Source organism: Pseudomonas sp. 05N433 (genome assembly GCF_056396925.1).
Genome location: NZ_JBFTML010000009.1, coordinates 233,672 through 259,112 on the forward strand (window position 1 = coordinate 233,672; position 25,441 = coordinate 259,112).

24 protein-coding genes are annotated in these 25,441 nt (G+C 59.5%); 5 read left to right on the forward strand and 19 right to left on the reverse strand.

Features of this window, described 5'->3' with window-relative positions; genetic code table 11:
• Window position 1: 1 nt before the first annotated feature.
• Both emhB and emhC read left to right on the forward strand, forming a co-directional pair.
• Window positions 2–3,163 (forward strand): efflux RND transporter permease subunit EmhB, encoded by a 3,162-nt coding sequence (gene emhB, locus AC1DIS_RS06800; protein WP_477748759.1) that lies wholly within the window; start codon window positions 2–4, stop codon window positions 3,161–3,163.
• Window positions 3,163–4,623: an efflux RND transporter outer membrane subunit EmhC gene (gene emhC / locus AC1DIS_RS06805; RefSeq protein WP_019580905.1), complete on the forward strand. Its 1,461-nt coding sequence runs from the start codon at window positions 3,163–3,165 to the stop codon at window positions 4,621–4,623. Before emhB ends, emhC begins: the two co-directional genes overlap by 1 nt.
• A gap of 72 nt (window positions 4,624–4,695) precedes the next feature.
• On the opposite strand, the gene AC1DIS_RS06810 is transcribed toward emhC, so the two are convergent.
• From AC1DIS_RS06810 to AC1DIS_RS06825, 4 genes are all read right to left on the reverse strand, one after another.
• Window positions 4,696–6,666 (reverse strand): multinuclear nonheme iron-dependent oxidase, encoded by a 1,971-nt coding sequence (locus AC1DIS_RS06810; RefSeq protein WP_477743369.1) that lies wholly within the window; start codon window positions 6,664–6,666, stop codon window positions 4,696–4,698.
• Window positions 6,667–6,682: 16 nt separating this feature from the next.
• The gene (locus tag AC1DIS_RS06815; protein ID WP_018926865.1) at window positions 6,683–7,843 is read right to left on the reverse strand and encodes an aKG-HExxH-type peptide beta-hydroxylase; all 1,161 of its coding nucleotides are present in this window, start codon (window positions 7,841–7,843) and stop codon (window positions 6,683–6,685) included.
• Window positions 7,844–7,857: 14 nt separating this feature from the next.
• Complete coding sequence (locus AC1DIS_RS06820; RefSeq protein WP_026286480.1) at window positions 7,858–8,334, reverse strand: GNAT family N-acetyltransferase; 477 nt, start codon at window positions 8,332–8,334, stop codon at window positions 7,858–7,860.
• Window positions 8,335–8,445: 111 nt separating this feature from the next.
• Window positions 8,446–8,709, reverse strand: a complete 264-nt coding sequence (locus AC1DIS_RS06825) for an Os1348 family RiPP precursor (RefSeq protein WP_477743368.1) — start codon at window positions 8,707–8,709, stop codon at window positions 8,446–8,448.
• 620 nt (window positions 8,710–9,329) lie between these two features.
• Between AC1DIS_RS06825 and AC1DIS_RS06830 the strand changes: the two genes are divergently transcribed.
• Window positions 9,330–10,589: an OprD family porin gene (locus tag AC1DIS_RS06830; protein WP_477743367.1), complete on the forward strand. Its 1,260-nt coding sequence runs from the start codon at window positions 9,330–9,332 to the stop codon at window positions 10,587–10,589.
• 34 nt (window positions 10,590–10,623) lie between these two features.
• On the opposite strand, the gene pcaC is transcribed toward AC1DIS_RS06830, so the two are convergent.
• The 12 genes from pcaC to AC1DIS_RS06890 form a co-directional block, all read right to left on the reverse strand.
• Window positions 10,624–10,983, reverse strand: coding sequence for a 4-carboxymuconolactone decarboxylase (pcaC, locus tag AC1DIS_RS06835; protein ID WP_477780799.1), 360 nt, complete (start codon window positions 10,981–10,983; stop codon window positions 10,624–10,626).
• 10 nt (window positions 10,984–10,993) lie between these two features.
• Window positions 10,994–11,800, reverse strand: coding sequence for a 3-oxoadipate enol-lactonase (gene pcaD, locus AC1DIS_RS06840; RefSeq protein ID WP_477745478.1), 807 nt, complete (start codon window positions 11,798–11,800; stop codon window positions 10,994–10,996).
• A gap of 11 nt (window positions 11,801–11,811) precedes the next feature.
• Window positions 11,812–13,176, reverse strand: a complete 1,365-nt coding sequence (locus AC1DIS_RS06845; RefSeq protein ID WP_064619881.1) for a 3-carboxy-cis,cis-muconate cycloisomerase — start codon at window positions 13,174–13,176, stop codon at window positions 11,812–11,814.
• Between the two features lie 45 nt (window positions 13,177–13,221).
• Complete coding sequence (locus tag AC1DIS_RS06850; RefSeq protein WP_064619884.1) at window positions 13,222–14,517, reverse strand: MFS family transporter; 1,296 nt, start codon at window positions 14,515–14,517, stop codon at window positions 13,222–13,224.
• Between the two features lie 238 nt (window positions 14,518–14,755).
• Window positions 14,756–15,322: a protocatechuate 3,4-dioxygenase subunit alpha gene (gene pcaG, locus AC1DIS_RS06855; protein WP_477743365.1), complete on the reverse strand. Its 567-nt coding sequence runs from the start codon at window positions 15,320–15,322 to the stop codon at window positions 14,756–14,758.
• Window position 15,323: 1 nt separating this feature from the next.
• Window positions 15,324–16,028, reverse strand: coding sequence for a protocatechuate 3,4-dioxygenase subunit beta (gene pcaH, locus AC1DIS_RS06860; RefSeq protein WP_258612607.1), 705 nt, complete (start codon window positions 16,026–16,028; stop codon window positions 15,324–15,326).
• Window positions 16,029–16,065: 37 nt separating this feature from the next.
• Complete coding sequence (gene pcaF / locus AC1DIS_RS06865) at window positions 16,066–17,271, reverse strand: 3-oxoadipyl-CoA thiolase (RefSeq protein ID WP_173861175.1); 1,206 nt, start codon at window positions 17,269–17,271, stop codon at window positions 16,066–16,068.
• Window positions 17,268–18,047, reverse strand: coding sequence for a CoA-transferase subunit beta (locus AC1DIS_RS06870; protein WP_018926876.1), 780 nt, complete (start codon window positions 18,045–18,047; stop codon window positions 17,268–17,270). Before AC1DIS_RS06870 ends, pcaF begins: the two co-directional genes overlap by 4 nt.
• A complete protein-coding gene (locus tag AC1DIS_RS06875) occupies window positions 18,047–18,904 on the reverse strand; it encodes a CoA transferase subunit A (RefSeq protein WP_018926877.1) in 858 nt (285 codons plus the stop codon). Before AC1DIS_RS06875 ends, AC1DIS_RS06870 begins: the two co-directional genes overlap by 1 nt.
• A 220-nt stretch (window positions 18,905–19,124) precedes the next feature.
• Window positions 19,125–20,471: a 4-hydroxybenzoate transporter PcaK gene (gene pcaK / locus AC1DIS_RS06880; RefSeq protein WP_019647901.1), complete on the reverse strand. Its 1,347-nt coding sequence runs from the start codon at window positions 20,469–20,471 to the stop codon at window positions 19,125–19,127.
• Window positions 20,472–20,759: 288 nt separating this feature from the next.
• Entirely contained in the window at window positions 20,760–21,602 is an 843-nt protein-coding gene (gene pcaR, locus AC1DIS_RS06885; protein ID WP_007935836.1) for a pca regulon transcriptional regulator PcaR, read from the reverse strand.
• A 261-nt stretch (window positions 21,603–21,863) separates the two neighbouring features.
• Window positions 21,864–22,049: a hypothetical protein gene (locus AC1DIS_RS06890; protein ID WP_138866217.1), complete on the reverse strand. Its 186-nt coding sequence runs from the start codon at window positions 22,047–22,049 to the stop codon at window positions 21,864–21,866.
• 210 nt (window positions 22,050–22,259) lie between these two features.
• Between AC1DIS_RS06890 and AC1DIS_RS06895 the strand changes: the two genes are divergently transcribed.
• Together AC1DIS_RS06895 and AC1DIS_RS06900 are read left to right on the forward strand one after the other, a co-directional pair.
• Window positions 22,260–22,460, forward strand: a complete 201-nt coding sequence (locus AC1DIS_RS06895) for a hypothetical protein (protein ID WP_018926880.1) — start codon at window positions 22,260–22,262, stop codon at window positions 22,458–22,460.
• A gap of 377 nt (window positions 22,461–22,837) precedes the next feature.
• Entirely contained in the window at window positions 22,838–24,313 is a 1,476-nt protein-coding gene (locus tag AC1DIS_RS06900) for an inorganic phosphate transporter (RefSeq protein WP_018926881.1), read from the forward strand.
• A 193-nt stretch (window positions 24,314–24,506) separates the two neighbouring features.
• Here AC1DIS_RS06900 and ccoM read toward each other — a convergent pair whose 3' ends face one another.
• From ccoM to AC1DIS_RS06915, 3 genes are all read right to left on the reverse strand, one after another.
• Window positions 24,507–24,623: a cytochrome c oxidase subunit CcoM gene (gene ccoM / locus AC1DIS_RS06905; protein WP_018926882.1), complete on the reverse strand. Its 117-nt coding sequence runs from the start codon at window positions 24,621–24,623 to the stop codon at window positions 24,507–24,509.
• 144 nt (window positions 24,624–24,767) lie between these two features.
• Window positions 24,768–24,929, reverse strand: a complete 162-nt coding sequence (locus AC1DIS_RS06910) for a hypothetical protein (protein ID WP_007935839.1) — start codon at window positions 24,927–24,929, stop codon at window positions 24,768–24,770.
• A 104-nt stretch (window positions 24,930–25,033) separates the two neighbouring features.
• Window positions 25,034–25,375: a hypothetical protein gene (locus tag AC1DIS_RS06915; protein ID WP_018926883.1), complete on the reverse strand. Its 342-nt coding sequence runs from the start codon at window positions 25,373–25,375 to the stop codon at window positions 25,034–25,036.
• Window positions 25,376–25,441 lie beyond the last annotated feature (66 nt).

Below are 25,441 nucleotides of genomic sequence, written 5' to 3' on the forward strand. Positions count from 1 at the left end.
CATGTCGAAATTTTTTATCGACCGTCCGATTTTCGCCTGGGTAATTGCCCTGGTGATCATGCTGGTCGGGGCTTTATCGATCCTCAAGCTGCCGATCAACCAATACCCGAGCATTGCGCCTCCGGCCATTGCGATCTCCGTGACTTACCCTGGCGCGTCTGCACAAACCGTGCAGGACACCGTGGTGCAGGTGATCGAGCAACAGCTCAACGGTATCGACAACCTGCGTTATGTCTCGTCGGAAAGTAACTCCGACGGCAGCATGACCATCACCGCGACCTTCGAGCAGGGCACCAGCTCCGATACCGCGCAGGTTCAGGTCCAGAACAAACTGAACCTGGCCACCCCGCTGCTGCCGCAAGAAGTGCAGCAGCAGGGTATCCGCGTGACCAAGTCGGTGAAAAACTTCCTGATGGTCATCGGTGTGGTGTCGCGTGACGGCAGCATGACCAAGGACGACCTGTCCAACTACATCGTGTCGAACATGCAGGACCCGATCTCGCGGACCGCCGGTGTCGGTGACTTCCAGGTCTTCGGTGCCCAGTACGCGATGCGGATCTGGCTCGACCCGGCCAAGTTGAACAACTTCAACCTGACCCCGGTGGACGTGAAAACCGCCATCGCGGCGCAGAACGTCCAGATATCGTCCGGTCAACTCGGCGGCTTGCCCGCCCTGCCCGGCCAGCAACTGAACGCTACGATCATCGGCAAGACCCGCCTGCAGACCGCCGAGCAGTTCAAGGAAATCCTGCTCAAGGTCAACAAGGACGGCTCGCAGGTTCGCCTCAAAGACGTCGCCGAAGTAGGCCTGGGTGGCGAGAACTACAGCGTCAGCGCCCAGTTCAACGGCAGCCCGGCTTCCGGTCTGGCAGTAAAACTGGCCAACGGTGCCAACGCCCTCGATACCGCCAAGGCCCTGCGCAAAACCATCGATGACCTGAAACCGTTCTTCCCGCAAGGGATGGAAGTGGTGTTCCCGTACGACACCACCCCGGTGGTGACCGAGTCGATCAAGGGTGTGGTTGAAACCCTGGTCGAAGCGATCGTGCTGGTGTTCCTGGTGATGTTCCTGTTCCTGCAGAACTTCCGCGCCACCGTCATCACCACGATGACCGTGCCGGTGGTATTGCTGGGTACATTCGGGATCCTCGCGGCATTCGGCTTCAGCATCAACACCCTGACCATGTTCGGCATGGTGCTGGCCATCGGCTTGCTGGTGGACGATGCCATCGTCGTGGTGGAAAACGTCGAACGGGTCATGAGCGAAGAAGGCCTGTCACCCAAGGAGGCCACCAAGAAATCCATGGGGCAGATCCAGGGTGCGCTGGTCGGTATTGCTCTGGTGCTGTCCGCGGTACTGCTGCCGATGGCGTTCTTCAGTGGCTCCACCGGTGTGATCTACAAGCAGTTCTCGATCACCATCGTTTCGGCCATGGCCTTGTCGGTGCTGGTTGCATTGATCTTCACCCCGGCGCTTTGCGCCACCATGCTCAAGGCGATTCCGAAAGGCGAGCACGGCACGCCGAAACGCGGCTTCTTCGGCTGGTTCAACCGCAACTTCGACCGTGGCGTCAAAAGCTACGAGCACGGCGTCGGCAACATGCTCGCTTACAAGGCTCCGTACCTGCTGGCGTACCTGATTATCGTGGTCGGCATGATCTGGCTGTTCACCCGCATTCCAACGGCGTTCCTGCCGGAAGAAGACCAGGGCGTACTGTTTGCCCAGGTGCAAACCCCGGCCGGTTCCAGCTCCCAGCGCACGCAAGTGGTCGTGGATGAAATGCGCGAGTTCCTGCTGCGTCCGAGCAAGGATGGCGGCGAAGGCGATGCAGTGGCCTCGGTGTTTACCGTGACCGGCTTCAACTTCGCCGGCCGTGGCCAGAGTTCGGGCATGGCGTTCATCATGCTCAAACCGTGGGACGAACGTAACGCCGACAACAGCGTGTTCAAACTGGCGGCCCGTGCCCAACAGCACTTCTTTACCTTCCGCGACGCCATGGTGTTTGCCTTTGCGCCACCAGCGGTACTGGAACTGGGTAACGCCACCGGTTTCGACGTATTCCTTCAGGACCGTGCCGGCATCGGTCACAACAAGCTGATGGAAGCCCGTAACCAGTTCCTCGGCATGGCGGCGCAAAGCAAGGTCCTGTCGCAAGTCCGTCCGAACGGCCTGAATGACGAGCCGCAGTACCAGCTGGAAATCGACGATGAGAAGGCCAGCGCCCTGGGCGTGACCCTCACCGACATCAACAACACCCTGTCGATTGCCCTGGGCAGTAGCTATGTGAACGACTTCATCGACCGCGGTCGTGTGAAGAAGGTTTACGTGCAAGGCCTGCCCGGCGCTCGCATGAGTCCTGAAGACCTGAAGAAGTGGTACGTGCGCAACAGCGCCGGCACCATGGTTCCGTTCTCGGCGTTCGCCAGGGGTGAATGGATCTACGGTTCACCGAAACTGGCCCGTTACAACGGCGTGGAAGCGATAGAAATCCTCGGTGCCCCGGCGCCCGGCTATTCCACCGGTGAGGCCATGGCCGAAGTCGAAGCCCTGGCCAAGAAACTGCCGGCCGGTGTCGGTATTTCCTGGACCGGTCTGTCGTACGAGGAACGTCTGTCCGGCTCGCAAGCACCAGCGCTGTACGCCTTGTCGCTGTTGATGGTGTTCCTGTGTCTGGCGGCGTTGTATGAAAGCTGGTCGATCCCGATCGCGGTCATGCTGGTCGTACCGCTGGGGATCATCGGTGCGCTGATGGCGACCAGCCTGCGCGGCCTGTCCAACGACGTGTACTTCCAGGTGGGGCTGTTGACCACCATCGGTCTGGCGGCGAAAAACGCCATTCTGATCGTCGAGTTCGCCAAGGAACTGCATGAGCAAGGGCGTAGCCTGCGCGATGCAGCGATCGAAGCCTGCCGGATGCGTCTGCGACCGATCATCATGACCTCGCTCGCATTCGTGCTCGGCGTGGTACCGCTGGCCATTTCCACGGGCGCAGGTTCGGGTAGCCAACATGCGATCGGTACCGGGGTGATTGGCGGTATGCTCACGGCCACGATCCTGGCGATCTTCTGGGTTCCGTTGTTCTTCGTCACCGTGTCGTCCATGGGCCAGCGCAAAGTCGCCGACCAGGATGACGCCATTGAAACTCCTCAAGAGGCTGGCTAATGAGCAAGTCGCTACTCTCCCTGGCAGTCACCGCTTTCGTGCTGAGTGGCTGCTCGCTGATACCCGATTATCAGCGGCCTGAAGCACCGGTGGCGGGCCAATACCCGCAAGGCCCGGCGTATTCGCCGGCCCAGGCGCCCAACCAGGCCGCCGCCGAACAGGGCTGGAAGCAGTTTTTCCACGACCCGGCGCTGCAACAGGTGATTCAGACCGCGCTGGAGAACAACCGTGACCTGCGCGTCGCGGCGCTGAACATCGACGCTTATGCGGCTCAATACCGCATCCAGCGCGCCGACCTGTTCCCGGCGGTTTCGGCCACCGGCAGCGGCAGTCGTCAGCGGGTTCCGGCACGGGCCTCGCAAACCGGCGAAGCGAACATCAGCAGTTCCTACTCGGCCACCGTCGGCATCAGCGCCTATGAACTCGACCTGTTCGGTCGGGTGCGCAGCCTGAGCGAAGAGGCCCTGCAGAAGTACTTCGCCACTGAAGAAGCACGGCGCAGCACGCAGATCAGTCTGGTGGCCAGCGTGGCCAATGCCTATCTGACCTGGCAGGCCGACAAGGAACTGCTGAAACTGACCCAGGAAACCCTCGGTGCCTTCGAGGAGAGCTACAAGCTCACCTCGCGCAGCAACGAAGTGGGCGTAGCCTCGGCGCTGGATCTGGCCCAGTCACGTACCTCGGTGGAAAACGCCCGTGCGCAACAGGCCAAATACACCCGTCAGGTCGCCCAAGATGAAAACAGCCTGGTGTTGCTGCTCGGCACCGGCATCCCGGCCAATCTGCAAGCAGCCAAGCCACTGTCGGACGACCTGCTGAGCGACGTGCCGGCCGGCCTGCCGTCGGACTTGCTGCAACGTCGCCCGGATATCCTCCAGGCCGAATACAACCTCAAGGCCGCCAACGCCAACATCGGCGCGGCGCGGGCTGCATTCTTCCCGAGCATCAGCCTGACCGCCAATGCCGGCTCCCTGAGCCCGGACCTGTCCGGTCTGTTCAAGGGTGGTTCGGGCACCTGGTTGTTCCAGCCGCAAATCAACCTGCCGATCTTCAACGCCGGCAGCCTGCGTGCCAGCCTGGATTACTCCAAGATCCAGAAAGACATCAGCGTGGCGAACTACGAGAAGTCCATTCAAACGGCCTTCCAGGAAGTCGCCGATGGCCTGGCCGCACGCCAGACCTACACCGAGCAGTTGCAGGCTCAGCGTGATTTCGTCAGCGCCAACCAGGACTACTACCGTCTGGCCGAGCGTCGTTATCGCATCGGGGTCGACAGCAACCTGACCTTCCTCGACGCCCAGCGCCAGCTGTTCAGTGCCCAACAGGCGCTGATCACCGACCGCCTGGCGCAGCTGACCAGCGCGGTCAACCTGTACAAGGCGTTGGGCGGTGGCTGGAATGAACAGACGGCAAAGAACGAGCCGTTGAAAGAAGAAGCGCCGAAGATGAAGTTGTTCTGATAGCGCCGTAAACACGAAGCCCACCGTTTGGTGGGCTTTTTGTTGGTCGTGAAAAAAACCAGCCTGTTCGCTTCACCCTCCGACTCCATTGACCAGAAACACCGGCTCTTCCAGATAATCGAGCCCCAAGCGGTTTTCGAACATTTCGTCGCGTAACGCTGCGGTCGTGAAACTGCCCAGGCCCAGCGCGGTGGCCAGCAGGGAAAAGGTCTGACTCAGATGCCCGGCATCCATCAGCGCCACCCGCAGTGCGCGGCTGAATTCGTATTTCCAGGCCATTCGCTCGACCCGCGCCGTGGAAACGAACACCGCTGCCGCATCCTTGATCCACGCCTGCCCACCACAAGCCTCGCTGATCCAGGCTCGCGGATCTTCCAGGGAAAGCAGCTCAAGCCCATGACGGCGTACCGAATAGTGGTAAAGCCCCCGCTCGAAACCCTGCACGTTCATCAGCACCGCATACACCTCGGTGCCCTGCAGCGAACCGCCGGCCGGCGAGGTTTTCTTCAGGAAATAGTCACCCATGCGGTTGTGCTGCACGACGGTCGCGCCCCAGGTGTAGTAGAGCAACAAAGACAGTTGTTCCGAACTCAACGGCTGATCACTGAAGGTTCGCGACGTACGGCGATTGCACAGCGAGTCCAGCAGCGTCGGCTGAGCAATCGCACAGGCAGGCAACAGCGGGTTTTCCAGGGCGATGAACGGATGGGACCAGTAGTCCTTGAACGCCGACGGCTGAGGTTGCGCCGAGGCCTTTTGCTCCAGCTCCGTTTCCAGCTCGGCGACGCTGATGTAGGGCGTGTGCGAGCCGGTCCGGGTACTCAGGTAAAACTCCAGCGCTGCATCCCAACGGTTCCAAAGGTTGAGCGGATGCTTACCTTCGTTACAGGTGACCGAACCCGATTGATTCGCCACAGGCAGCAAAACACCATGGCTGACCAGTGTTCTCAGAAACGCCAGGTTGTCGTCCTGTGCAGGGCTTTGCAAAACACCCGGCAGCAACAAGGCACTTTCCAGCGTTTGCGGGCTCAGGAAATGGCGCAGTAACGGCAGCAACGTCACGCCAAACTCCAGGCTCAAGTCCTGCTGCCGGTCTCGGATAAAAAACGACGCCGAGCCAACGCTGAGCCAGGTGCTTTCCCTGAGTTTCAGCAGGGTCTGCGCGTCCTCCGACGGCGTCTGTTGATCACCCTGTTGATCAAGCTCCTGCCAGAACAGGGCCTTGGGCCTCAAGGACTTGATGGCCTTGATCAAGGTCAACAGTTCCGCGTCATCGGTTTTGCGCGAAATATCCCACTCCAGGGTGATCGCTTTCACCGGGGATGATCTGAACAGCTCACGCAAAATGTCCCAATCCCGCCGTGGATGGCTGGTGTGAATTTCAATCAACCGGTCCAGCGGCAACGAACGCAAATAGTCGTTCAGGTCGTAACCCTGGGTTCTGGCGGTCGTGATCGCGCTGTCGAGATCCAGCAAAAATCCCGAGCCGCTGCGCTCCACCACACTGGAAATGAACTCGCCTTCGGACTGCTCTTGTGCGCCCGGCAATGAAAACAACCGCGGTGCGTTTTCCAGCACCAGCAGTGTGGCCGTGAGCTCGCGCAATTCGATGGCATTGGCCACCACCGTGTCAGCCACCTCTTGGGCCAGGGTCGGCAAAATGAAATGCTGCGTGTCGCCACCGTGGAAACGCGACCAGGAAATATGCTCGGCCAGCCACGGCGAGCGGGTTTTGTCGCACAGTCTCCGCGTCATGTTCAGAAATTCGCGATCCATCGCGATGCCCACGCTGCCCAGGGACAAACTGGACGAGTGCAGCAGGCTCGGTACTCGAGCGCTGACGTCAAGTAAACGAGGCTGCAGGATGCAGTGGGTCGGCTGAAACTCGACGTAATCGAAATGCGGCAAACCCTCAGCGAGAATTCGCTCGACCGTCGGGTCAAGTCCATCCTCCGACCGGTCATCCTGTGCCCTGCGCCGTGGCAAATGGTATTCCAGCCCTACTCCGGCCTCGGGATAGGACGAGGCATCAAACATCCCCATGTGAGCCTCCCCGGCTTCAGGCGGTCAGACCCAGCAAGCGTTGTTGCTCAGTATCAGTCCCCGATATCGCCAACAGCCCGGCATATTGGTTTTCCTGCGCTCTGACCTCTTTGGCGAGGTTTTCCAGAAGTTGACGTCCTTGTGGGGTGAATTCAGTGCTGGCCTCAAAGTCCGGCAATGCCTTGATCAAGCCTCGCAGAATGTACAGAAGACGGTTTTGCGCCCGTTGCAGCTCATCGGTCGAACGCGAACGAACCCGCCCCAGGTATTTGACCAACGCGATGTACACGTAAAACGCGTGGAAGTAGCCATAAAAGTCACGCTTCTGTCCCGACCACGGCAAGGTGTACAAAGGCTCCCGCGAGGTCTCTTCCTTAACGACCGGGCACGCCTCGACAATGTGATAGAGCAACTGATGGGTGGCCTCATGCACCAGGGACTCTTCCAGATCGAGTATCGAATCATCCCGGCTCGACAACAGGATGATTCCGGTGAAACGGGACGCCGAACAGCTTCGAAATGAACCATCGGGTAAATAGAAAATCGACTTGACCAGTTTTTTGATTTGCTCACGGCAGGCGGGCCATGTGTGCTCTATGCGCAACAGGGCAATATTCACCACGTCGCAAAAAAACCGTACGGAGTAACCGCTACGCTCCAACTGTTTGCGGACGGCTTCATCCTCCGGAAACTCATAACTGGGCGGCATCACTATCGCTACCAGCGGATCGACATCAAACCGATGCACAGGGGGGCAATAATGATTCACGCGGGAACTGTCGGATGCTTTGACACGCACTAACATCTCAGGAAATTCGCACAGCATTTTTTCCAGCTCACTCCTGTCCTCGGTCTTTTTCGTGATGACCAGATTGGCATAATGAGCGGTCAGTACATTCCACACTTGAAACACCGGATCATTAATAATCAAGCGCTGTTCACGGGTCGGAGGGACGATAAGATTAAATGCCTGTTCAAAAAACTCTGCCAGATGTGGCGCGTTGGGAAACAACTGAAAAAGTTCGGTGTACAGCGCAACAAAGCTGGTGTATCGATTTCGACTGACACGCTCCAGCAAGACTTCAAATCGCGAAGGCTCCGAATCCGCAAGGAAGGTCGTGCCCTGAAATAAATCCTCGACCGAGAGCTCACGTTGACCACTGTTACCGATGTCCATTTCTCAACCTTCCCTTAGGTTGGCGGCAACGGCTTCGCCATTGTCAGACTGGCAATGCCATAACCCAGTTGTTCATAAAGACGACGCGCCGCATCGTTGCGACCAAAGACATGCAACCGCACTTCCTTGCATCCCGCCTGGCTCGCCCATGATTCCAGGGCCAGCAGCGATTGTTTTGCATAACCCTGGCGGCGCTCGCCGGGGTCAATGTAAATATCCAGAATGAAGGCGATCCGACCGGCGCCAGCGTGTCGTTCGGCAACCCATAATTCACCGATGCGCCGCGCTTGATCCTGGATTACCCAGAGTTGATTCTTTTCAGTCAATCGCCCTTGCGGCAACAATTGCTCGAAGACGCTTCGTGCCCTTTGCGACGCCTCCTCCTGGCCCCACTCGCCGGCGGCGACCATCCCGTCGCCATATTCAGCAAGCGCTCTGTCAGCGAACGTAGCAAAGTCCGCGTCATTCATTGGAGCCAAGGTGACAGACATGCGTCATTCACTCCGTGCCCGAATGCTTCAGGTCATGAGTCTGATAAGGCCATTCGGCGTACCACCGTAAAAGCCCACCTTTCGTGGCACGCCAAATGGCATCACCCACCGTTAATCCATGCGCGCTTGTTGCTGCTGGTTCTGTGTATCGAATACCGCGCGTATCCCCAGGTTGCTCCGAATGCTGGAGGAAGCTGCCGTCAGTTTTGCAGCATCAATACCTTTAACCGCCGCGATCTCGTCAGTACTTAAGTGCACGCCAATATTTTTAGCCGCCCCTGCCGGATCACTGTGTAAGGCGTTGGCAAATTTTTCGTCCAGCATGGCCCGTCCCAGAACCGAGGCCAAACGTTCCTGATTGACTTTATTACCCATGGTACTTCTCCTTGTTATTTCGGCATGACGAAAAACATCCCCTGACGAAGCAAGAGAGTTTCTTTTGCCCGCCTGAGGAATTTGAATATAGCAAGGCCTCTTTTCTTTTCCAGCCAAGCCCATGGCTCTCTTTAAATCTTTTTACGATAACCGACAACACCAATTCTTAAGTTTAACCGGCGACTATTGATCTACCTTTAATGACAGCCAACACTGTAGGAAACGTCTTACAACTAAAGCAATAAACACTTCCATCTAACATCAAAAAAACAACAAGGCGCCATTAATAGAGCACACCTGCGGACGCCCCTTATCAACCCGAATAACTATGGGATTTTATTAGGAATGCCTCATACCGTCCGCGCCCACGCTGACGTCGATTAGTGTTCGTTAATCGCCCAAAACCCCATCCCCCCCAATTGAATCCCCCCGCCCATCCCTCGCACCATTGTCCGCACCTGCAAAAATCAATAACAACAAGGTCCGACACCATGACTACGCGCCCTCTGCGCTCCGGCTGATCTCGCCCGCCCCCTTATCCGAATTCGATTTTTTGTCTGCGACCCCTTGGTTGCGGCTGTGTACTGCCTTATCCCTGACAATTAGAGAGACCCGAGTCCATGACTTCCTCCACCACGCAGTATTTGTTCCCCAGTCTGATCGCCATCGCACTGGCCGGCGCGGCCCTGCCCGCCTTGGCCGAGGAAGCAGGCTTTGTCGAAGGTGCCAAGGTCAACCTGAACCTGCGTAACTTCTACATCAACCGTAACTTCACCAATCCGACCAAGAGCCAGGGCAAGGCTGAAGAGTGGACGCAAAGCTTTATCCTCGACGCCAAATCCGGGTTCACCCAGGGCACCGTCGGGTTCGGCATGGACGTTCTGGGGTTGTATTCGGTCAAGCTCGACGGCGGTAAAGGCACCGGCGGGACGCAATTGCTGCCGCTGGATCACGATGGCCGCCCGGCGGACAACTTCGGTCGCGCCAACGTGGCGTTCAAGGCGAAGCTGTCCCAGACCGAAGTGAAGGTCGGCGAATGGATGCCGGTGCTGCCGATCCTGCGCTCGGACGACGGTCGCTCGCTGCCGCAAACCTTCCGTGGCGGCCAGATCACCTCGAAGGAAATCAACGGCCTGACGCTCTACGGCGGCCAGTTCCGCGCCAACAGCCCGCGCGACGACAGCAGCATGAATGACATGTCGATGACCGGCAAAGCGGCGTTCACCTCAGACCGCTTCAACTTCCAGGGCGGTGAATACGTCTTCAACGACAAGCGTACTCAGATCGGCCTGTGGAATGCTGAACTCAAAGACATCTACAGCCAGCAATACGTCAACCTGATCCACACCCAACCGCTGGGCGACTGGACGCTGGGCGCCAATCTCGGGTTCTTCTACGGCAAGGATGACGGCAGCGCCCGGGCGGGCGAGCTGGACAACAAGACCTGGTCGGGTCTGTTCTCGGCCAAATACGGTGGCAACACCTTTTACGTCGGCCTGCAAAAACTCACCGGCGACAACGCCTGGATGCGAGTCAACGGAACCAGCGGCGGCACCCTGGCCAACGACAGCTACAACTCCAGCTATGACAACGCCAGGGAAAAATCCTGGCAAGTGCGCCACGACTACAACTTCGCCGCTCTGGGCGTGCCGGGCCTGACCCTGATGAACCGCTACATCAGCGGCGACAACGTCCACACCGCCACCACCAGCGACGGCAAGGAGTGGGGCCGCGAAAGCGAACTGGGTTACACCGTACAAAGCGGCGCACTCAAAGACCTCAACGTCAAATGGCGCAACTCCACCATCCGCCGTGACTTCAACAACAACGAGTTCGATGAGAACCGGTTGATCGTCAGCTATCCGATCAGCCTGCTGTAAGACTCTAAAACGCCTTCGCGGGCAAGCCTCGCTCCTACAGATCACACCGGTGGAACGTCGCGTTGGCCGCCGGAATTCCGCAATAGATCGCGCTCTGCATGATCACTTCCTTGATCTCGCCACGGGTTACGCCATTGTTGGCGGCGGCGCGCAGGTGCAGTTTAAGTTCTTCGTTGCGGTTCATGCCGATCAGCATGGCGATGGTGATCAGGCTGCGGGTGTGGCGCGGCAGGCCCGGACGGGTCCAGATGTCGCCCCAGGCATGGCGGGTGATCATCTCCTGGAACTCCGAGTTGAACTCGGTCAGCGCGTTCAGGCTGCGGTCGACGTGGGCGTCACCGAGCACTGCGCGACGGACTTTCATGCCCTCGTCGTAACGTTGTTTCTCGTCCACAAAAAATTCCTCAATGACCTGAAAGAAACGCCAGCACCCGCTCGCTGAACGCAGCGCCGGCCTGGACATTGGACAGGTGCGCGGCGTAGAACTCGGCGTACTCGGCGCCCCGCACATGTTCCTGAATGAAATGCCCGCCAGACGGCGGTGTGACCACATCTTCGGTGCCGGCGATCACCAGCAGCGGCGCCTTGATCGAGGACAACTGATCACGGAAATCGGCATCGCGCACCGCCGCGCAATTGGCCGCGTAACCTTCAGGCGAGGTAGCCGCGAGCATGTCGGTGATCTGCTTCGCCGCTGCCGGATTGGCAGCGGAAAAATCCGGGGTGAACCAGCGTGCAATCGACGCATCACGCAATGCCACCATTGCCGCCGCGCCGTCACGCAGAACGGTTTCAATCCGTGGGTTCCACACTGATGGATCGCCGATTTTCGCCGCGGTATTGCACACGATCAGTTTGTTCAAACGCTGACCGGCATTGATCCCCAGCCATTGGCCGATCAACCCGCCCATGGACAGACCGCAGAAATGCACGCGCTCGATGTGCAACGCATCCAGCAGCGCCAGCACGTCGCGGCCCAGTTGCTCGATGCTGTACGGCCCTGGCGTCACCAATGACTTGCCGTGACCACGGGTGTCAAAACGCAGCACCCGAAAATGCTCGGTGAACGCCGGGATCTGCGCGTCCCACATGTGCAGGTCGGTGCCCAGTGAGTTGGACAGCACCAGTACCGGCGCATCCACCGGTCCATCGAGTTGCGGCCCTTGAATTTGGTAGTGCAGTTCGCCATCGGCGAGTTGTACGAATGCCACAGCAGTCTCCTTCAGGCAGTCAACGCAAAATGTTCAGCCACCGCTCGCTCGACCCAGGTATGGGCCTGACCGAGGTAATGGGCGGGGTCCAGCAGATGATCGAGTTCAGCGTCCGACAACTCGGCGGTCACTTGCGGCTCATCGCCGAGTACCGCGCGCAGATGACGCTGCTCGGCCACAGCACGCTTGCAGCATTGCTCCAGCAGATGATGCGCGGTGTCGCGACCGACCCGTTGCGCCAGGACGATGCTCACGGCTTCGGCGAGCACCAGGCCCTGGGTCAGGTCGAGGTTGCGGGTCATGCGCATCGCGTCCACTTCCAGTCCGTCGGCCACCAACAGCGCTTGCTGCAGGCTGCCCGACACCAAGCAGCAGATCTCCGGCAGGGTTTCCCATTCGGCATGCCACAGGCCCAGGCTGCGCTCGTGTTCCTGGGGCATCGCGCTGAACAAAGTCGAAAGCAAACCCGGCACCCGCGTCGCCGCACCGATCAGCACCGCCGCGCCCACCGGGTTGCGTTTGTGCGGCATGGTCGAGGAACCGCCCTTGCCCGGTGCCGACGGTTCGAACACTTCGCCAGCTTCGGTCTGCATCAACAGGCTGATGTCGCGACCGAGTTTGCCGAGGCTGCCGGCGATCAAGCCAAGCACCGCGCCGAACTCCACCAGACGATCGCGCTGGGTGTGCCAGGGTTGTTCCGGCAAGGTCAGTTGCAGTTCCGCGGCCAAGACTTCGGCAATCGGCATCGCCTGATCGCCAAGGGCTGCGAGGGTGCCGGAGGCGCCACCGAATTGCAGCACCAGCAGGCGCGGCTTGAGTTCCAGCAGACGCTGGCGGCTGCGGGTTACCGCGCCCAGCCAACCGGCGATCTTCATGCCAAGGGTGACCGGTGTCGCGTGTTGCAACCAGGTGCGCCCAGCCAGCGGCGTGGCGACGTATCGCTTGGCCTGGGTCGCAAGGGTTTCCCCCAGCTGCGCCAGATCAGCTTCGATCAGTTGCAGCGCGCGGCGCAATTGCAACACCAGGCCCGTGTCCATCACGTCCTGGCTGGTCGCGCCCAGATGCACGTAGCGCTCGGCTTCGGCATCGCTTTTGGCGATCTGCTTGCCCAGCGCCTTGACCAAAGGGATCGCCGAATTGCCCGCCGTGGCAATCGCCTCGCCGAGGGCGGCGAAGTCATAATGCTCAGCCCGGCAGGCCGCTTCGATAGACACGACAGCCGCTTGCGGAATCAGGCCAACCCGCGCTTCGGCCCGGGCCAGTGCGGCTTCGAAATCCAGCATGGCCTGAACCCGGCCCTGATCGCAGAACACCTCACGCATGTCGCGTGCGGTGAAGTAGGCATCGAACAATTGATTGCCCGGTCGCTGATTCATAAACAGTCCTTGCAGGCGAGGGCCAGTACGGTCCCCGCGGAAAGATCAAAGGTCGTTTTCCAGATACTTCGGCTGTTTCGGCAGACGCAGGCTGAACAGGAACGCCACCGCCATCATCACCGTCACGTACCAGTAGAACGAGTTTTCCATGCCTGCGGCTTTAAGGCTCAGGGCTACATATTCCGCCGAGCCGCCGAAGATCGCGTTGGCCACCGCATACGCCAGGCCTACACCCAAGGCGCGCACTTCTGGCGGGAACATTTCGGCTTTCACCAGACCGCTGATCGAGGTGTAGAAACTGACGATCGCCAGCGCCACGGTAATCAGCACAAACGCCAGGAACGGACTGCTGACACTTTTCAGGCTCAACAGGATCGGTACGGTGAACAACGTCCCGAGGGCGCCGAACCAGAGCATCGAATTGCGCCGGCCAATCTTGTCGGCGAGCATGCCGAACAGCGGCTGCATGCACATATAAAGGAACAGTGCACCGGTCATGATGTAGCTGGCGGTCTTGGCGTGCATGCCAGCGGTGTTCACCAGGTACTTCTGCATGTACGTGGTGAAGGTGTAGAAAATCAGCGAACCGCCGGCGGTGTAACCCAGCACGGTGATGAAGGCTGCCTTGTGATCGCGGAATAGCGCACCAATGCTGCCGGCATCCTTGCTTTCGCGCATTTCCTTACTGCTGGTTTCCTTGAGCGCACGACGCAGGAACAATGAAATCAACGCAGCCACTGCACCGACCACGAACGGAATCCGCCAGCCGTAGGCACGCAACTCATCCTCATTGAGGAACTGCTGCAGGATCACCACCAGCGACACCGCCAGCAACTGTCCGCCAATCAGCGTCACGTACTGGAACGACGCGAAGAACCCGCGCTGGCCCTTGAGGGCGACTTCGCTCATGTAAGTCGCGGTGGTGCCGTATTCGCCGCCCACCGACAAGCCCTGCAGCAAGCGCGCGAACAGCAACAGGATCGGCGCCCAGACACCGATACTGTTGTAGGTCGGCAGGCAAGCGATGAGCAGCGAGCCGAAGCACATCATCAGAATCGAGATCAGCATCGAATTCTTGCGCCCGTGCTTGTCCGCCAGCCGACCGAAAATCCAGCCGCCGATGGGGCGCATCAGAAACCCGGCGGCAAACACGCCCGCGGTGTTGACCAACTGCACCGTGGGGTTATCGGACGGAAAAAAGGCCGGGGCAAAGTAGATCGCACAGAAGGCGTAGACGTAGAAGTCGAACCACTCGACCAGATTGCCGGACGAGGCGCCGACAATCGCAAAGATTCTTTTGCTGCGTTCTTCACCGGTGTAGACAGCTGTGGAGGTTGTCATTGTTTTTTCACTCTGTGGGGACCGTGAGAGTCTAGACATATTTCGCAATAGTCCCGTTCCGCAGATGCATGACCTGAGAGCAATGCAATCTCTGTGGCGAGGGAGCTTGCTCCCGCTCGGCTGCGAAGCAGTCGTAAACCGGTTGGCGTGGTTTGCCTGATACATCATGTCAGCCGGGTTTGGGCTTGCTTCGCAAGCCAGCGGGAGCTTGCTCCCTCGCCACAAGAACAACGATCACTCAATAATCGAAGAACACCGTTTCCGCATCCGTCCCCTGCAGAATCACATTCCACTGATAAACACCCGCAGCATCCTGCTTCGCCAACAAGGTGCCACGACGTTCGGCGGGCACGCATTCGAGCAGTGGGTCCGCCACGTTGGCTGGCTCACCATCGAAGTAAATCCGCGTCAGCAAGTGCTTCACCAACCCGCGAGCAAACACCAGCACCACCAGGTGCGGCGCCTGGGTCGTGCCCTTCAGGCCTTCCACCGTGCCCGGCTTGATCGTGGTAAAACGAAAGCGCCCTTGCGCATCCACCGGCACCCGACCAAACCCTTCGAAGTTCGGGTCCAGGGGTTTGTCCTGATCGTCTTCGGGGTGGTCGTACTTGCCAGCGGCGTTGGCTTGCCAGACTTCGAGCATGGCGTCGTTGACGAAGTCGCCATTGCCGTCGACGACTTGCCCGGTGATCGCCGCACGCTCGCCGAGGGTCTGTTCAACGGTCAGGTCTTCACGGTTCAGCCAGGTCAGGCCGATGTGGTAGTACGGTCCGACGGTATGGGACGTGGTCGCGTTCAGCGTCATCTTATTTCTCCATCGGCGTGGCGTCGCGGCCGCGCAAAACGATGTCCCAACGATAAGCGAGGGCATAGGAAGGGATGGTTTTTTCCAGATCGAAACTGGCGATCAGACGCTCTTTGGCGCTGGTATCGGGCACGCAGTTGTAGATCGGGTCGTAAGCCAGCAACGGGTCACCCGGGAAATACATCTGGGTCACCAGGCGCGTCAGAATGCTCGGCCCGAACAGGGAGAAATGGACGTGCGCCGGACGCCAGGCATTGTGGTGGTTACCCCACGGGTAGGCGCCAGGCTTGATGGTCTGGAATTGATACCAGCCATCGGCGTCGGTCACGGTGCGGCCGGTACCGGTGAAGTTCGGGTCCATCGGTGCGTCGTGCAGATCGCGGGCATGGTTGTAACGACCGGCGGCGTTGGCCTGCCAGATCTCCACCAGAATGCCCGGCACCGGCAGACCGTCTTCATCCAGCACACGGCCGTGGATGATGATCCGTTCACCCAATGGCTCGCCCGAGTGCTGGGCGGTCAGGTCGTTGTCCTGCTCCTGAATACGCTCGGCGCCGATGGTCGGGCCGGTGATTTCCGACAGCGAATGAGGCAAAAACACCAACGGCTTGGACGGCGAGCGAAGGTTGGTGGATTGATAAGGAGGGTGCAGGTATTCCGGCTGAGTGCCCGCCTGCGGGCGACGGTAACCTGGTTTGTCAGTCATTGCGCTTTCCTCAATTCTTATTAGTCGCTTCTGTGCGTCAGACCCGTTCGATCGCCAGGGCCAGGCCCTGACCGACACCGACACACATGGTCGCCAAGCCTTTCTTGCCGCCCGTCTTTTCCAGTTGATGCAGTGCAGTCAGCACCAGACGCGCACCGCTCATGCCCAGCGGATGGCCCAAGGCAATGGCGCCACCGTTCGGGTTGACCTGGGCCGCGTCATCCGCCAGTCCCAGTTCACGCAGCACCGCCAGACCCTGGCTGGCGAAGGCTTCGTTGAGTTCGATCACGTCGAAATCGTTGACCGCCACGCCCAGGCGCTCAGTCAATTTACGCACCGCCGGCACCGGGCCGATACCCATCACCCGTGGTGCGACACCGGCGCTGGCCATGCCGAGCACTTTGGCGCGGGCGGTCAGGCCGTGTTTCTTCACGGCTTCGGCCGAAGCCAAAATCAGCGCTGCGGCACCGTCGTTCACACCGGAGGCATTGCCGGCGGTGACGGTTTTGTCGGGGCCGTTGACCGGTTTGAGTTTGGCCAGGGTTTCGAGTGTAGTGTCGGCGCGAGGATGTTCGTCCTGGCTGACCACTGTTTCACCCTTCTTGTGGGCAATGCGCACTTCAACGATTTCTTCGGCGAAAAATCCTGCGGCTTGCGCGGCGGCTGTCCGTTGCTGACTGCGCAGTGCGAAAGCGTCCTGATCCTCGCGGGAAACCTGGTAATCGTCGGCCACGTTATCAGCGGTTTGCGGCATGGCATCGACGCCGTACTGGGCTTTCATCAGCGGGTTGATGAATCGCCAGCCGATGGTGGTGTCTTCCAGCTTCATGTTGCGCGAAAACGCCGCGTCCGCCTTGCCCATCACGAATGGCGCGCGGGACATCGATTCGACGCCACCGGCAATCGCCAACTCCATCTCACCGCTGGCGATGGCCCGAAACGCAGTGCCGATAGCGTCCATGCCCGAAGCGCAGAGGCGATTGAGGGTGACGCCAGGAATGGTTTCCGGCAGCCCCGCCAGCAGCAACGCCATGCGAGCCACGTTGCGGTTGTCTTCGCCGGCCTGGTTGGCGCAACCGAGGAACACCTCGTCCACCGCGTTCCAGTCCACCGACGGGTTGCGCGCCATCAGCGCCTTGATCGGCACCGCAGCCAGGTCATCGGCGCGAACCGCCGACAGGCCACCGCCGAAACGGCCGATGGGGGTACGAATCGCGTCACAGATATAAACGTCGCGCATCAGGCTTCTCCGGGTGCTTGGCCGTGGGCCGCCGCAGTGCGGGCTTCCAGATCACGCAGCGCGGTCAACTCGACTTCGGTTGGCTCGGCAGTGTTTTCAACGGCGTCGGCAAAACGAATCGGCCAACCGGTGGCCGCGATCACTTGCTCGCGGGTCACCCCTGGGTGCAGCGCGGTGACCACGAATTCATGGGTGCCGGCTTCCGGTTCCATGATGCACAGGTCGGTAATAATGCCGACAGGACCGGCGCCTGGCAGGCCGAGACGTTTGCGCGAATCACCGCCCTCGCCATGACCAACCGAGGTAATGAAGTCGAGCTTGTCGACGAACGAACGCGCCGACTGCTTGAGGATGATCAGCACGCTCTTGGCGGAACCGGCGATCTCCGGCGCGCCACCTGCACCCGGCAGGCGAACTTTCGGCTGATGGTAGTCGCCGACTACCGTGGTGTTGATGTTGCCGAAGCGATCGACTTGCGCGGCGCCGAGGAAGCCGACGTCAATGCGCCCGCCCTGCAGCCAGTAACGAAAAATCTCGCCGGTCGGGACGACGGTGTCGGCGGTTTCCGCCAGCTCGCCGTCACCGATCGACAATGGCAGTACGCTTGGCTTGGCACCGATCGGACCCGATTCGTAGATCAGGACTACATCGGGCGAGGACGTCAGTCGCGCCAGGTTGGCGGCTTTCGACGGCAGGCCGATACCAACGAAGCACACCGAACCGTTTTTCAGGCGGCGGGCGGCGGCGACGGTCATCATTTCATTGGTGGTGTAAGTCATTACTTGGCCTCCGAAGCAGCGGCCAGCTTGGCCTGGAACTCGCTGAAGTCAGCGCAGCCGTGGATGTACTCGTTGATCCACGCGGTGAAGGTTTCACGGTCGCGGGCAATCGGGTCCCAGGCCTGGTAGAAGCGGTTGTCACGCTCGGTGTAACCGTGGGCGTAGGACGGATGCGCGCCGCCCGGTACGTGGCAGACCGCGCTCAGAGCCCAGGTCGGCAGCACGCAAGCGTTCATCGGTGCATTGAGGTCATCGACGATTTCTTCGACGGTGACGATGCAACGCTTGGCCGCCAGCGCCGCTTCTTTCTGCACCCCGAGAATGCCCCAGAGCAGCACGTTGCCTTGGCGGTCGGCTTTCTGCGCGTGAATCACGGTGATGTCCGGGCGCACCGACGGCACCGCCGCCAGCACTTCGCCGGTGAACGGGCACGTGACGGTCTTGATCAGCGGGTTGACCTTCGGCAGGTCGGAACCGGCGTAGGCTCGCAGCACCGCGAACGGTAAGCCCGAAGCGCCCGCGACATAGGCATTGGCAAGGTCGGCGTGACTGTGCTCTTCGATTTCCAGCGCATGCGGCCACTGCCGCTCGACTGCGTCGCGCAGACGGTGCAGCGAACCGACGCCAGGGTTGCCGCCCCAGGAGAAAATCAGTTTGCGAGCACAACCGGCACCGATCAACTGGTCGTAGATCAGGTCAGGCGTCATCCGCACCAGGGTCAGATCTTTCTTGCCCTGGCGAATGATTTCGTGACCGGCCGCCGTAGGAATCAGGTGAGTGAAGCCTTCGAGCGCGACGGTATCGCCGTCGTTGACGAACTGCTTCACCGCGTCATGCAGCGAAAGGATTTCAGCCATGGGGCAGGCTCCCGTTTTGTTATGAACCGACAGTGTGGGAAAAAGGCGCCGATGCGCAGCGCCGGAATGACTGAAGATTAAGCCCCTGGAACAACCCAAACAATCCGATAATCGACTGAGTGTTCGTTTATCGAACAGATTATTACCTCACTACCGATCCCAAAAAAGCATTTCAGATCGTTCCCACGCTCGGCGTGGGAACGATCACTCTCAAGCCGGATCAGGTCGCATCCGCATGGCTGACCATGCCCTTGATCACCACCGCCGTGGTCGCCAACGCGGCCGGAATCACCAGAGCCGTCAACACCTGCTCGAAGTTCCAGCCCAGGCCCAGCAACGTCGCGCCCATCCACGCCCCGAGGATCGCGCCGAAGCGGCCAATCCCAAGCATCCACGACACACCGGTCGCCCGCCCTTGCGTCGGGTAAAAACGCGCCGCCAGCGACGGCATTGCCGATTGCGCGCCGTTGACACACATCCCGGCCACCAGCACCAGGGTCGCCAGCACGGCGATGTTGCCCAGGCTCTGCCCTACCGCGTAGGCAAACACCCCGGCCAACAGGTAGAAAGTGCCGATGACCTTGTGCGGATTGAACCGGTCCATCGCCCAACCCACGCCCACTGCGCTCAACACCCCACCCAGCTGGAACAGTGCACCAATGAATGCGGCCTGCTCCATGCTCGCGCCGCTGTCACGCATCAGCGTCGGCAACCAACTGGTCAGCAGATAAACAATCACCAGCCCCATGAAGTACGTCAGCCACAGCAACAATGTGCCGGTGCTGTAAGTGCCGGAGAAGATCACCGCGAACACATTGCGTGCCTTCACGGTTTTCTGTTCCGGCACGCTGAAGCTCGAAGCCTGGGCCACCAGCGCTGGGTCGATCGGTGCCAGAGCCTTGCGCACTTTGTCGGTACCGCGATTGCGCACCACCAGATAACGCGCCGATTCTGGCAACCACAACAGCAAAACGACGGTGAGCATCAGCGGCAGAATCCCGCCGATCATCAACAGGCTGTGCCAGCCGAAGGCCGGGATCAGTTTGGCCGAGATGAAACCGCCCCCGGCCATGCCGAGGTTGAAGCCGCAGAACATGCTGGTCACCAGCAGGGACTTCTTGCGTTCCGGGGTGTATTCGGACAGCAGCGTGGTCGCGTTCGGCATGCCGGCGCCCAGGCCCAGGCCGGTGAGGAAACGCAGCACCAGCAGTTGATCGACATTGGTACTGTAAGCCGATGCCAGGCTGAACGCACCGAACAACAACACCGCGCCTACCAGTACGACTTTTCGCCCGAAGCGGTCAGCCAACGGCCCGGAACCCAAGGCGCCAAAGACCATGCCGATCAGTGCCGCACTCATCACCGGGCCGAGGCTGGCACGATCGATGCCCCAGTCCTGGGACAATGCCGGCGCGATAAACCCCATGGCCGCGGTGTCGAGGCCATCGAGGAAGACAATCAGGAAACACAGGATCACCACCCGCCATTGGTAGCGCGAAATGGGTTGAGCGTTGATGAAGGACTGCACGTCGAGGCAGTTCCCTACAGCAGACTGAGGCTGGTTCATTATTTTTATTCCACGCAAAGAACGCAGTCGAACAAGTGCCAGCCGAGGCTGACGCTGTCACAAGAAAAGAAGGTCGGGATCAGGCGATCCGGTTTCGGCAGCTAAGCCGGTGGGAACAGCGACAGTGGGGAAACGTGCACATGACGATGCCTCTTCTCATTATTATTGGGTCGTCGTCCGGTAACCGGCTGAAGGCCAGCAGCGCCGGATGACGCTGCCGCGACATTAATGATCCGAGAGAAACAGCGTCAATTCGATAAACGCGACTCTGTGCGTTTATCGAACAGCTTAGGCGAACAGCTGCGCACTCAAGTCGCGGCTGGCACTCAACAGACCTGGCAGGAAACGTTGCTCCAGCTCGCTGCGGCTGACCCGGCCGGCATGGGTGCTGACGTTCAGCGCCGCCACTACCTGGCCAGAAGCGTCATACACCGGCACGGCAATCGAGCGCAGGCCTTGCTCCAGCTCCTGATCGACGATGCACCAGCCTTGTCGCCGTACTTCTTGAAGGCATTCGAGCAAGGCTTCGGGGGTATGCAGGGTGCGACTGGTCTTGGCTTGCAAGTCTGCATGGTCGAGGTATTCGCGCAGCGACGTGTCGTCCAGCGCGGCGAGCAGAATCCGGCCCATGGAGGTGCAATAGGCCGGCAAGCGCCCACCCACCGAGAGGTCGACGGAAATCAGCCGCTGGGTAGTCGCCGAGCGCGCAATGTACAAAATGTCATCGCCCTCCAGCGTGGCCATGTTGCAGGCCTCGTGCAGTTGCTCGCTCATGCGGTCCAGGTACGGCTGGGCAGACACCGCCAGTGGAGTCGACGACAGATAGGCATGGCCCAGGGTCAAGACTTTGGGCAGCAGCGAATAGGTGCGCCCGTCGGTGGTGGCGTAGCCGAGCTTGATCAGCGTATGCAGGCAACGTCGCACAGCGGCGCGGGGAATTTCCGTGCGGTGGCTGATCTGTGCAATGGTCAGGTGCCGCTTGCGCTCCTGGAACGCTTGCACCACCGCCAGGCCACGGGCCAGGGAAGTCATGAAATCCGGGTCACCGGTCAGGGCCTGGATTCGCTTGGCGGGCGAGGCGACGATCGGCGGCGCCACTGAAGCGAAGGAATTGCGCATTTGATCGTTCATATCAGGTTCCCCACACGGATCAGCGACTATTACAAGCGGCCCCGGTCTGACACACAAGCCAGCGGCTGCCAGGATTGGGCGATTATCGAACCACAGACCGATAATCGCAATCGTGCTGCGTGCATTCAGCCATCCTGCTTTCACTCACCCACAATACGGTTGTTATTTTCGGTCACTGGTTTAAAGGAGAACGATGTAATAATTTGTCCGGCTTAATGGCGCCAGAAAGTCACCACTGCAACTGGCATCAGTCCACCGTAGTTACCGGCAAGTTGCGAGCAACAAAACAATCACACATGAGGAACTACTTTTAACTGCCAAGAGATAGTGTTCTTCGAATCGACCGCTATAATGCATTTCAGAGGCGACCGGTTTTTTTGTACCGATTCCGCCCGCCGGCAGCGCGATATCCATCGCCGCTGTCCGCAGCAAGCGCTTGACGCTCATTTAATATGTTCCGCCAACGCGCTCGCTGAAACAGGAGACTGATGCTGCGTCAGCTGTTTTTCTCTGGTGCCGTGGCCGCCTGCAACATTGAAGTATTGATTGTGCCGTGGGAACGATGTCGTATCAGGCATTGTCCTTTCGACGAGCATGGTCAATAGATCGATGCAGCGCGTTTCACCAGAATTAATCTCAACTCAATTAGGTAGCACTGTGACGAAAGACGAACTGCGCGCGGAACTTGAGCGCCAGGAACAACGTTACAAGGAAGTTTACGGCGGGGAAATCACCACCTACGCCGCTCAGCCCGAACCCGAACGCAAACCCTGGCGTAAACGCGCCACCGTTCAGGATCAGGCCTTCACCCAGGAATTGCAGAAGATGGAAAAGGAACTCAAAGCCGAAGAGCCATGACCGCCTCGACTTGAATCCTTTCAAGAGCCTGCGTCTGCACCCGTTAAAAACGGGTTGTATCGATGGTGCTTTTCGCGCCCGCTACAAGCGGGCAGCGGCTTCCTCATCCATTCGATGAGGCAAACGGCTCTTGCCTGACCTTCTTCTCAGATATTTCACACAAGCGTTCAAGCCTCTCGTCCCAACGAGAGAAACCCTTGTGGCAGCTGCCTTTCCAAGCGAATTCAATGACTTGTAGGCCTCTGAAAAACCCTGGGATTCAGGGGATTGCCACCCACTAATTCATTGAAGAATGTAACCGATGAGCAGCAAGTGCATCGATTATCAGTCTTTTCTGGCATAATCGCGCCCCCTTACGAACGGGTCAGAAAACCTTCATGATCGATTTATTCAGCGGACTGGATGCTTGGGTGCTTGTGAGCCTCTTGCTCGCCCTGGCCTTTGTCCTCGCCTTCGAGTTCATCAACGGCTTTCATGACACCGCAAACGCGGTGGCCACTGTTATCTACACCAAAGCCATGCCGCCTCATCTGGCGGTGTTCTTTTCCGGTGTGTTCAACTTCCTCGGCGTGCTGCTGGGCGGTGTGGGGGTGGCGTATGCCATCGTCCATCTGCTGCCGGTAGAACTGTTGATCAATGTGAACACCGGTCACGGGCTGGCCATGGTGTTCTCGTTACTCGCCGCCGCCATCACCTGGAACCTGGGCACCTGGTACTTCGGTATTCCGGCCTCCAGTTCCCATACGCTTATCGGTTCGATCCTCGGTGTCGGCCTGGCCAACGCCCTGATCAACGACATTCCGTTGGCCGACGGCGTGAACTGGCAGAAAGCGATCGACATCGGCGCGTCCCTGGTGTTCTCGCCGATGGCCGGCTTCCTCGTTGCCGCCCTGGTGCTGATCGGCCTTAAATGGTGGCGTCCGCTATCCAAGATGCACAAGACACCGGAACAGCGCCGCAAGATCGACGACAAGAAACACCCGCCGTTCTGGAACCGTCTGGTACTGGTGATTTCGGCCATGGCGGTCAGCTTCGTGCACGGCTCGAACGATGGCCAGAAAGGTATCGGCCTGATCATGCTGGTGCTGATCGGTATCGTCCCGGCGCAGTTCGTACTCGACCTGGGCAGCACCACCTACCAGATCGAACGGACGCGCGATGCGACCCTGCACCTGAGCCAGTTCTACAAGCGCAATGCCGATACGCTGGGTGAATTCCTGGCCCTGGGCAAAAGCGTGGAAGGTGATCTGCCGGAGAAATTCCGTTGCAACCCGCAACAGACCGAACCGACCATCGCCGCCCTGCTCGACACCCTCAAGGGTGTAGCTGACTACCACTCGCTGCCGGCGGAAAGCCGCATCGAAGTGCGTCGTTACCTGCTCTGCCTGGACGACACGGCGAAGAAAGTCAGCAAGCTGCCTGGCCTCGCTGCCCGTGAGAAGGCTGACCTGGACAAACTGCGCAAGGACCTGACCACCACCACTGAATACGCCCCGTTCTGGGTGATTCTGGCGGTCGCACTGGCCCTCGGCCTGGGTACCATGGTCGGCTGGAAGCGCGTGGTACTGACCATCGGCGAGAAAATCGGCAAGCAAGGCATGACCTATGCCCAAGGCATGTCGGCGCAGATCACCACCGCGAGCATGATCGGCCTGGCCAACATCTTCAGCCTGCCCGTCTCCACTACCCACGTCCTGTCCTCAGGCGTGGCCGGCACCATGGTCGCGAACAAAAGCGGCCTGCAAGGTGGTACTGTCAGAACCATCCTGCTGGCCTGGGTCCTGACCCTGCCAGCCACCGTAGCCCTGTCGGCCGGCCTGTTCTGGCTGGCCTCCAAGGCACTGGGTAGCTGATACACCGCTACTGAAAAAGGCGCGTTCCGTGAGGTTCGCGCCTTTTTTATTGCCCGCATTTCGGTATTAGATCGTTCCCACACTCTGCGTGGGAATGCAGCCCGGGACGCTCCGCGTCCCTTTCGATCGCACAAAAAAAAAGGGCGACCAAAGTCGCCCAAAATGCCTTGCGTGCTCATTGCTCCAGAAAGAACTACGGTTTTCTCCGCTTATGCGAATCCTTCCAGATAAAAAATCCAAACCCTGCAAAAAACAGAACCATGAGGCCGACTGTCAGCACTCCGGCGATCACCACGTTATCGAAAAACATGACTGGCCTCCTGGACTTGCCCTGTTGCGATGGGGCTAAGTTAACCAATCGGGCAGGAGAGAAAATTGACCGGGATCAATGCCGCCCGAGACTGGGCGTAAAGGAAGGGAAATAACTGACCTGCATCAACGGATGCAGGGTGTTTCAACGCTTTTTCGGTTTGTTCTTCGGCTTTTTCTTCGCTTTACCCAACGGCATGGCCTGCTCAAATGCCTGGCGCACTTCGTTCAGGCGCTTTTCATTAAGGTCATGAACCCGTTTGGCACGTTCAGAATTGAGGTCGATCAGCTTGTCATCTTGGCTCATGGCGTTCAGTGCATCGCTTGGAAATGAATTCAGCTGCCGGCTAAAGGCGACAGGATTGCGCCAATAATGCGGTCTGGCGCGGGCGCTGACCAGTCTCCGACACTTCAGATCTCGATATCGACCCACAACCCCTGACGTGGCTGACTCTCCATCAACGGCACCACCGGCACGGTATTGTCGGCATTGAGCTCATTACCGGGGATCGCCAAATGCTCTTCAGGATCCTCATCGGCCTCGCGACGGCGCCGCTCCCGTTCCTGTTGCCGACGCTGCTCCTCGCGCAGCTGCAGGCCCGCCTCTTCCGGGTCGCGGTTTTGCAGGTCGATGGTGCTTTCATTGGAGCTTTCCTGCACCGACACCACGGGGGGAATATCCGGGCGCTGGCGGATCGGATCCTGCTGTGAAGTGATCGGCACGGCGCTCAAGGGGAGCATCGGTGGCAGCATATTTTTGGTCTCCTGTCAGCAGGCTGTCGGCTGCGGGGATGGCGACTTGAGCCATCGGTCGAAAAC

Bases quoted from the DNA above. Each gene is read 5' to 3' on its own strand.
- emhB (WP_477748759.1), top strand. From the start codon at position 2: ATGTCGAAATTTTTTATCGACCGTCCGATTTTCGCCTGGGTAATTGCC.
- emhC (WP_019580905.1), top strand. From the start codon at position 3,163: ATGAGCAAGTCGCTACTCTCCCTGGCAGTCACCGCTTTCGTGCTGAGT.
- AC1DIS_RS06810 (WP_477743369.1), bottom strand. From the start codon at position 6,666: ATGGGGATGTTTGATGCCTCGTCCTATCCCGAGGCCGGAGTAGGGCTG.
- AC1DIS_RS06815 (WP_018926865.1), bottom strand. From the start codon at position 7,843: ATGGACATCGGTAACAGTGGTCAACGTGAGCTCTCGGTCGAGGATTTA.
- AC1DIS_RS06820 (WP_026286480.1), bottom strand. From the start codon at position 8,334: ATGTCTGTCACCTTGGCTCCAATGAATGACGCGGACTTTGCTACGTTC.
- AC1DIS_RS06825 (WP_477743368.1), bottom strand. From the start codon at position 8,709: ATGGGTAATAAAGTCAATCAGGAACGTTTGGCCTCGGTTCTGGGACGG.
- AC1DIS_RS06830 (WP_477743367.1), top strand. From the start codon at position 9,330: ATGACTTCCTCCACCACGCAGTATTTGTTCCCCAGTCTGATCGCCATC.
- AC1DIS_RS06845 (WP_064619881.1), bottom strand. From the start codon at position 13,176: ATGAATCAGCGACCGGGCAATCAATTGTTCGATGCCTACTTCACCGCA.
- AC1DIS_RS06850 (WP_064619884.1), bottom strand. From the start codon at position 14,517: ATGACAACCTCCACAGCTGTCTACACCGGTGAAGAACGCAGCAAAAGA.
- pcaG (WP_477743365.1), bottom strand. From the start codon at position 15,322: ATGACGCTGAACGCGACCACGTCCCATACCGTCGGACCGTACTACCAC.
- pcaH (WP_258612607.1), bottom strand. From the start codon at position 16,028: ATGACTGACAAACCAGGTTACCGTCGCCCGCAGGCGGGCACTCAGCCG.
- AC1DIS_RS06870 (WP_018926876.1), bottom strand. From the start codon at position 18,047: ATGACTTACACCACCAATGAAATGATGACCGTCGCCGCCGCCCGCCGC.
- AC1DIS_RS06875 (WP_018926877.1), bottom strand. From the start codon at position 18,904: ATGGCTGAAATCCTTTCGCTGCATGACGCGGTGAAGCAGTTCGTCAAC.
- pcaK (WP_019647901.1), bottom strand. From the start codon at position 20,471: ATGAACCAGCCTCAGTCTGCTGTAGGGAACTGCCTCGACGTGCAGTCC.
- pcaR (WP_007935836.1), bottom strand. From the start codon at position 21,602: ATGAACGATCAAATGCGCAATTCCTTCGCTTCAGTGGCGCCGCCGATC.
- AC1DIS_RS06890 (WP_138866217.1), bottom strand. From the start codon at position 22,049: ATGAGCGTCAAGCGCTTGCTGCGGACAGCGGCGATGGATATCGCGCTG.
- AC1DIS_RS06900 (WP_018926881.1), top strand. From the start codon at position 22,838: ATGATCGATTTATTCAGCGGACTGGATGCTTGGGTGCTTGTGAGCCTC.
- ccoM (WP_018926882.1), bottom strand. From the start codon at position 24,623: ATGTTTTTCGATAACGTGGTGATCGCCGGAGTGCTGACAGTCGGCCTC.
- AC1DIS_RS06910 (WP_007935839.1), bottom strand. From the start codon at position 24,929: ATGAGCCAAGATGACAAGCTGATCGACCTCAATTCTGAACGTGCCAAA.
- AC1DIS_RS06915 (WP_018926883.1), bottom strand. From the start codon at position 25,375: ATGCTGCCACCGATGCTCCCCTTGAGCGCCGTGCCGATCACTTCACAG.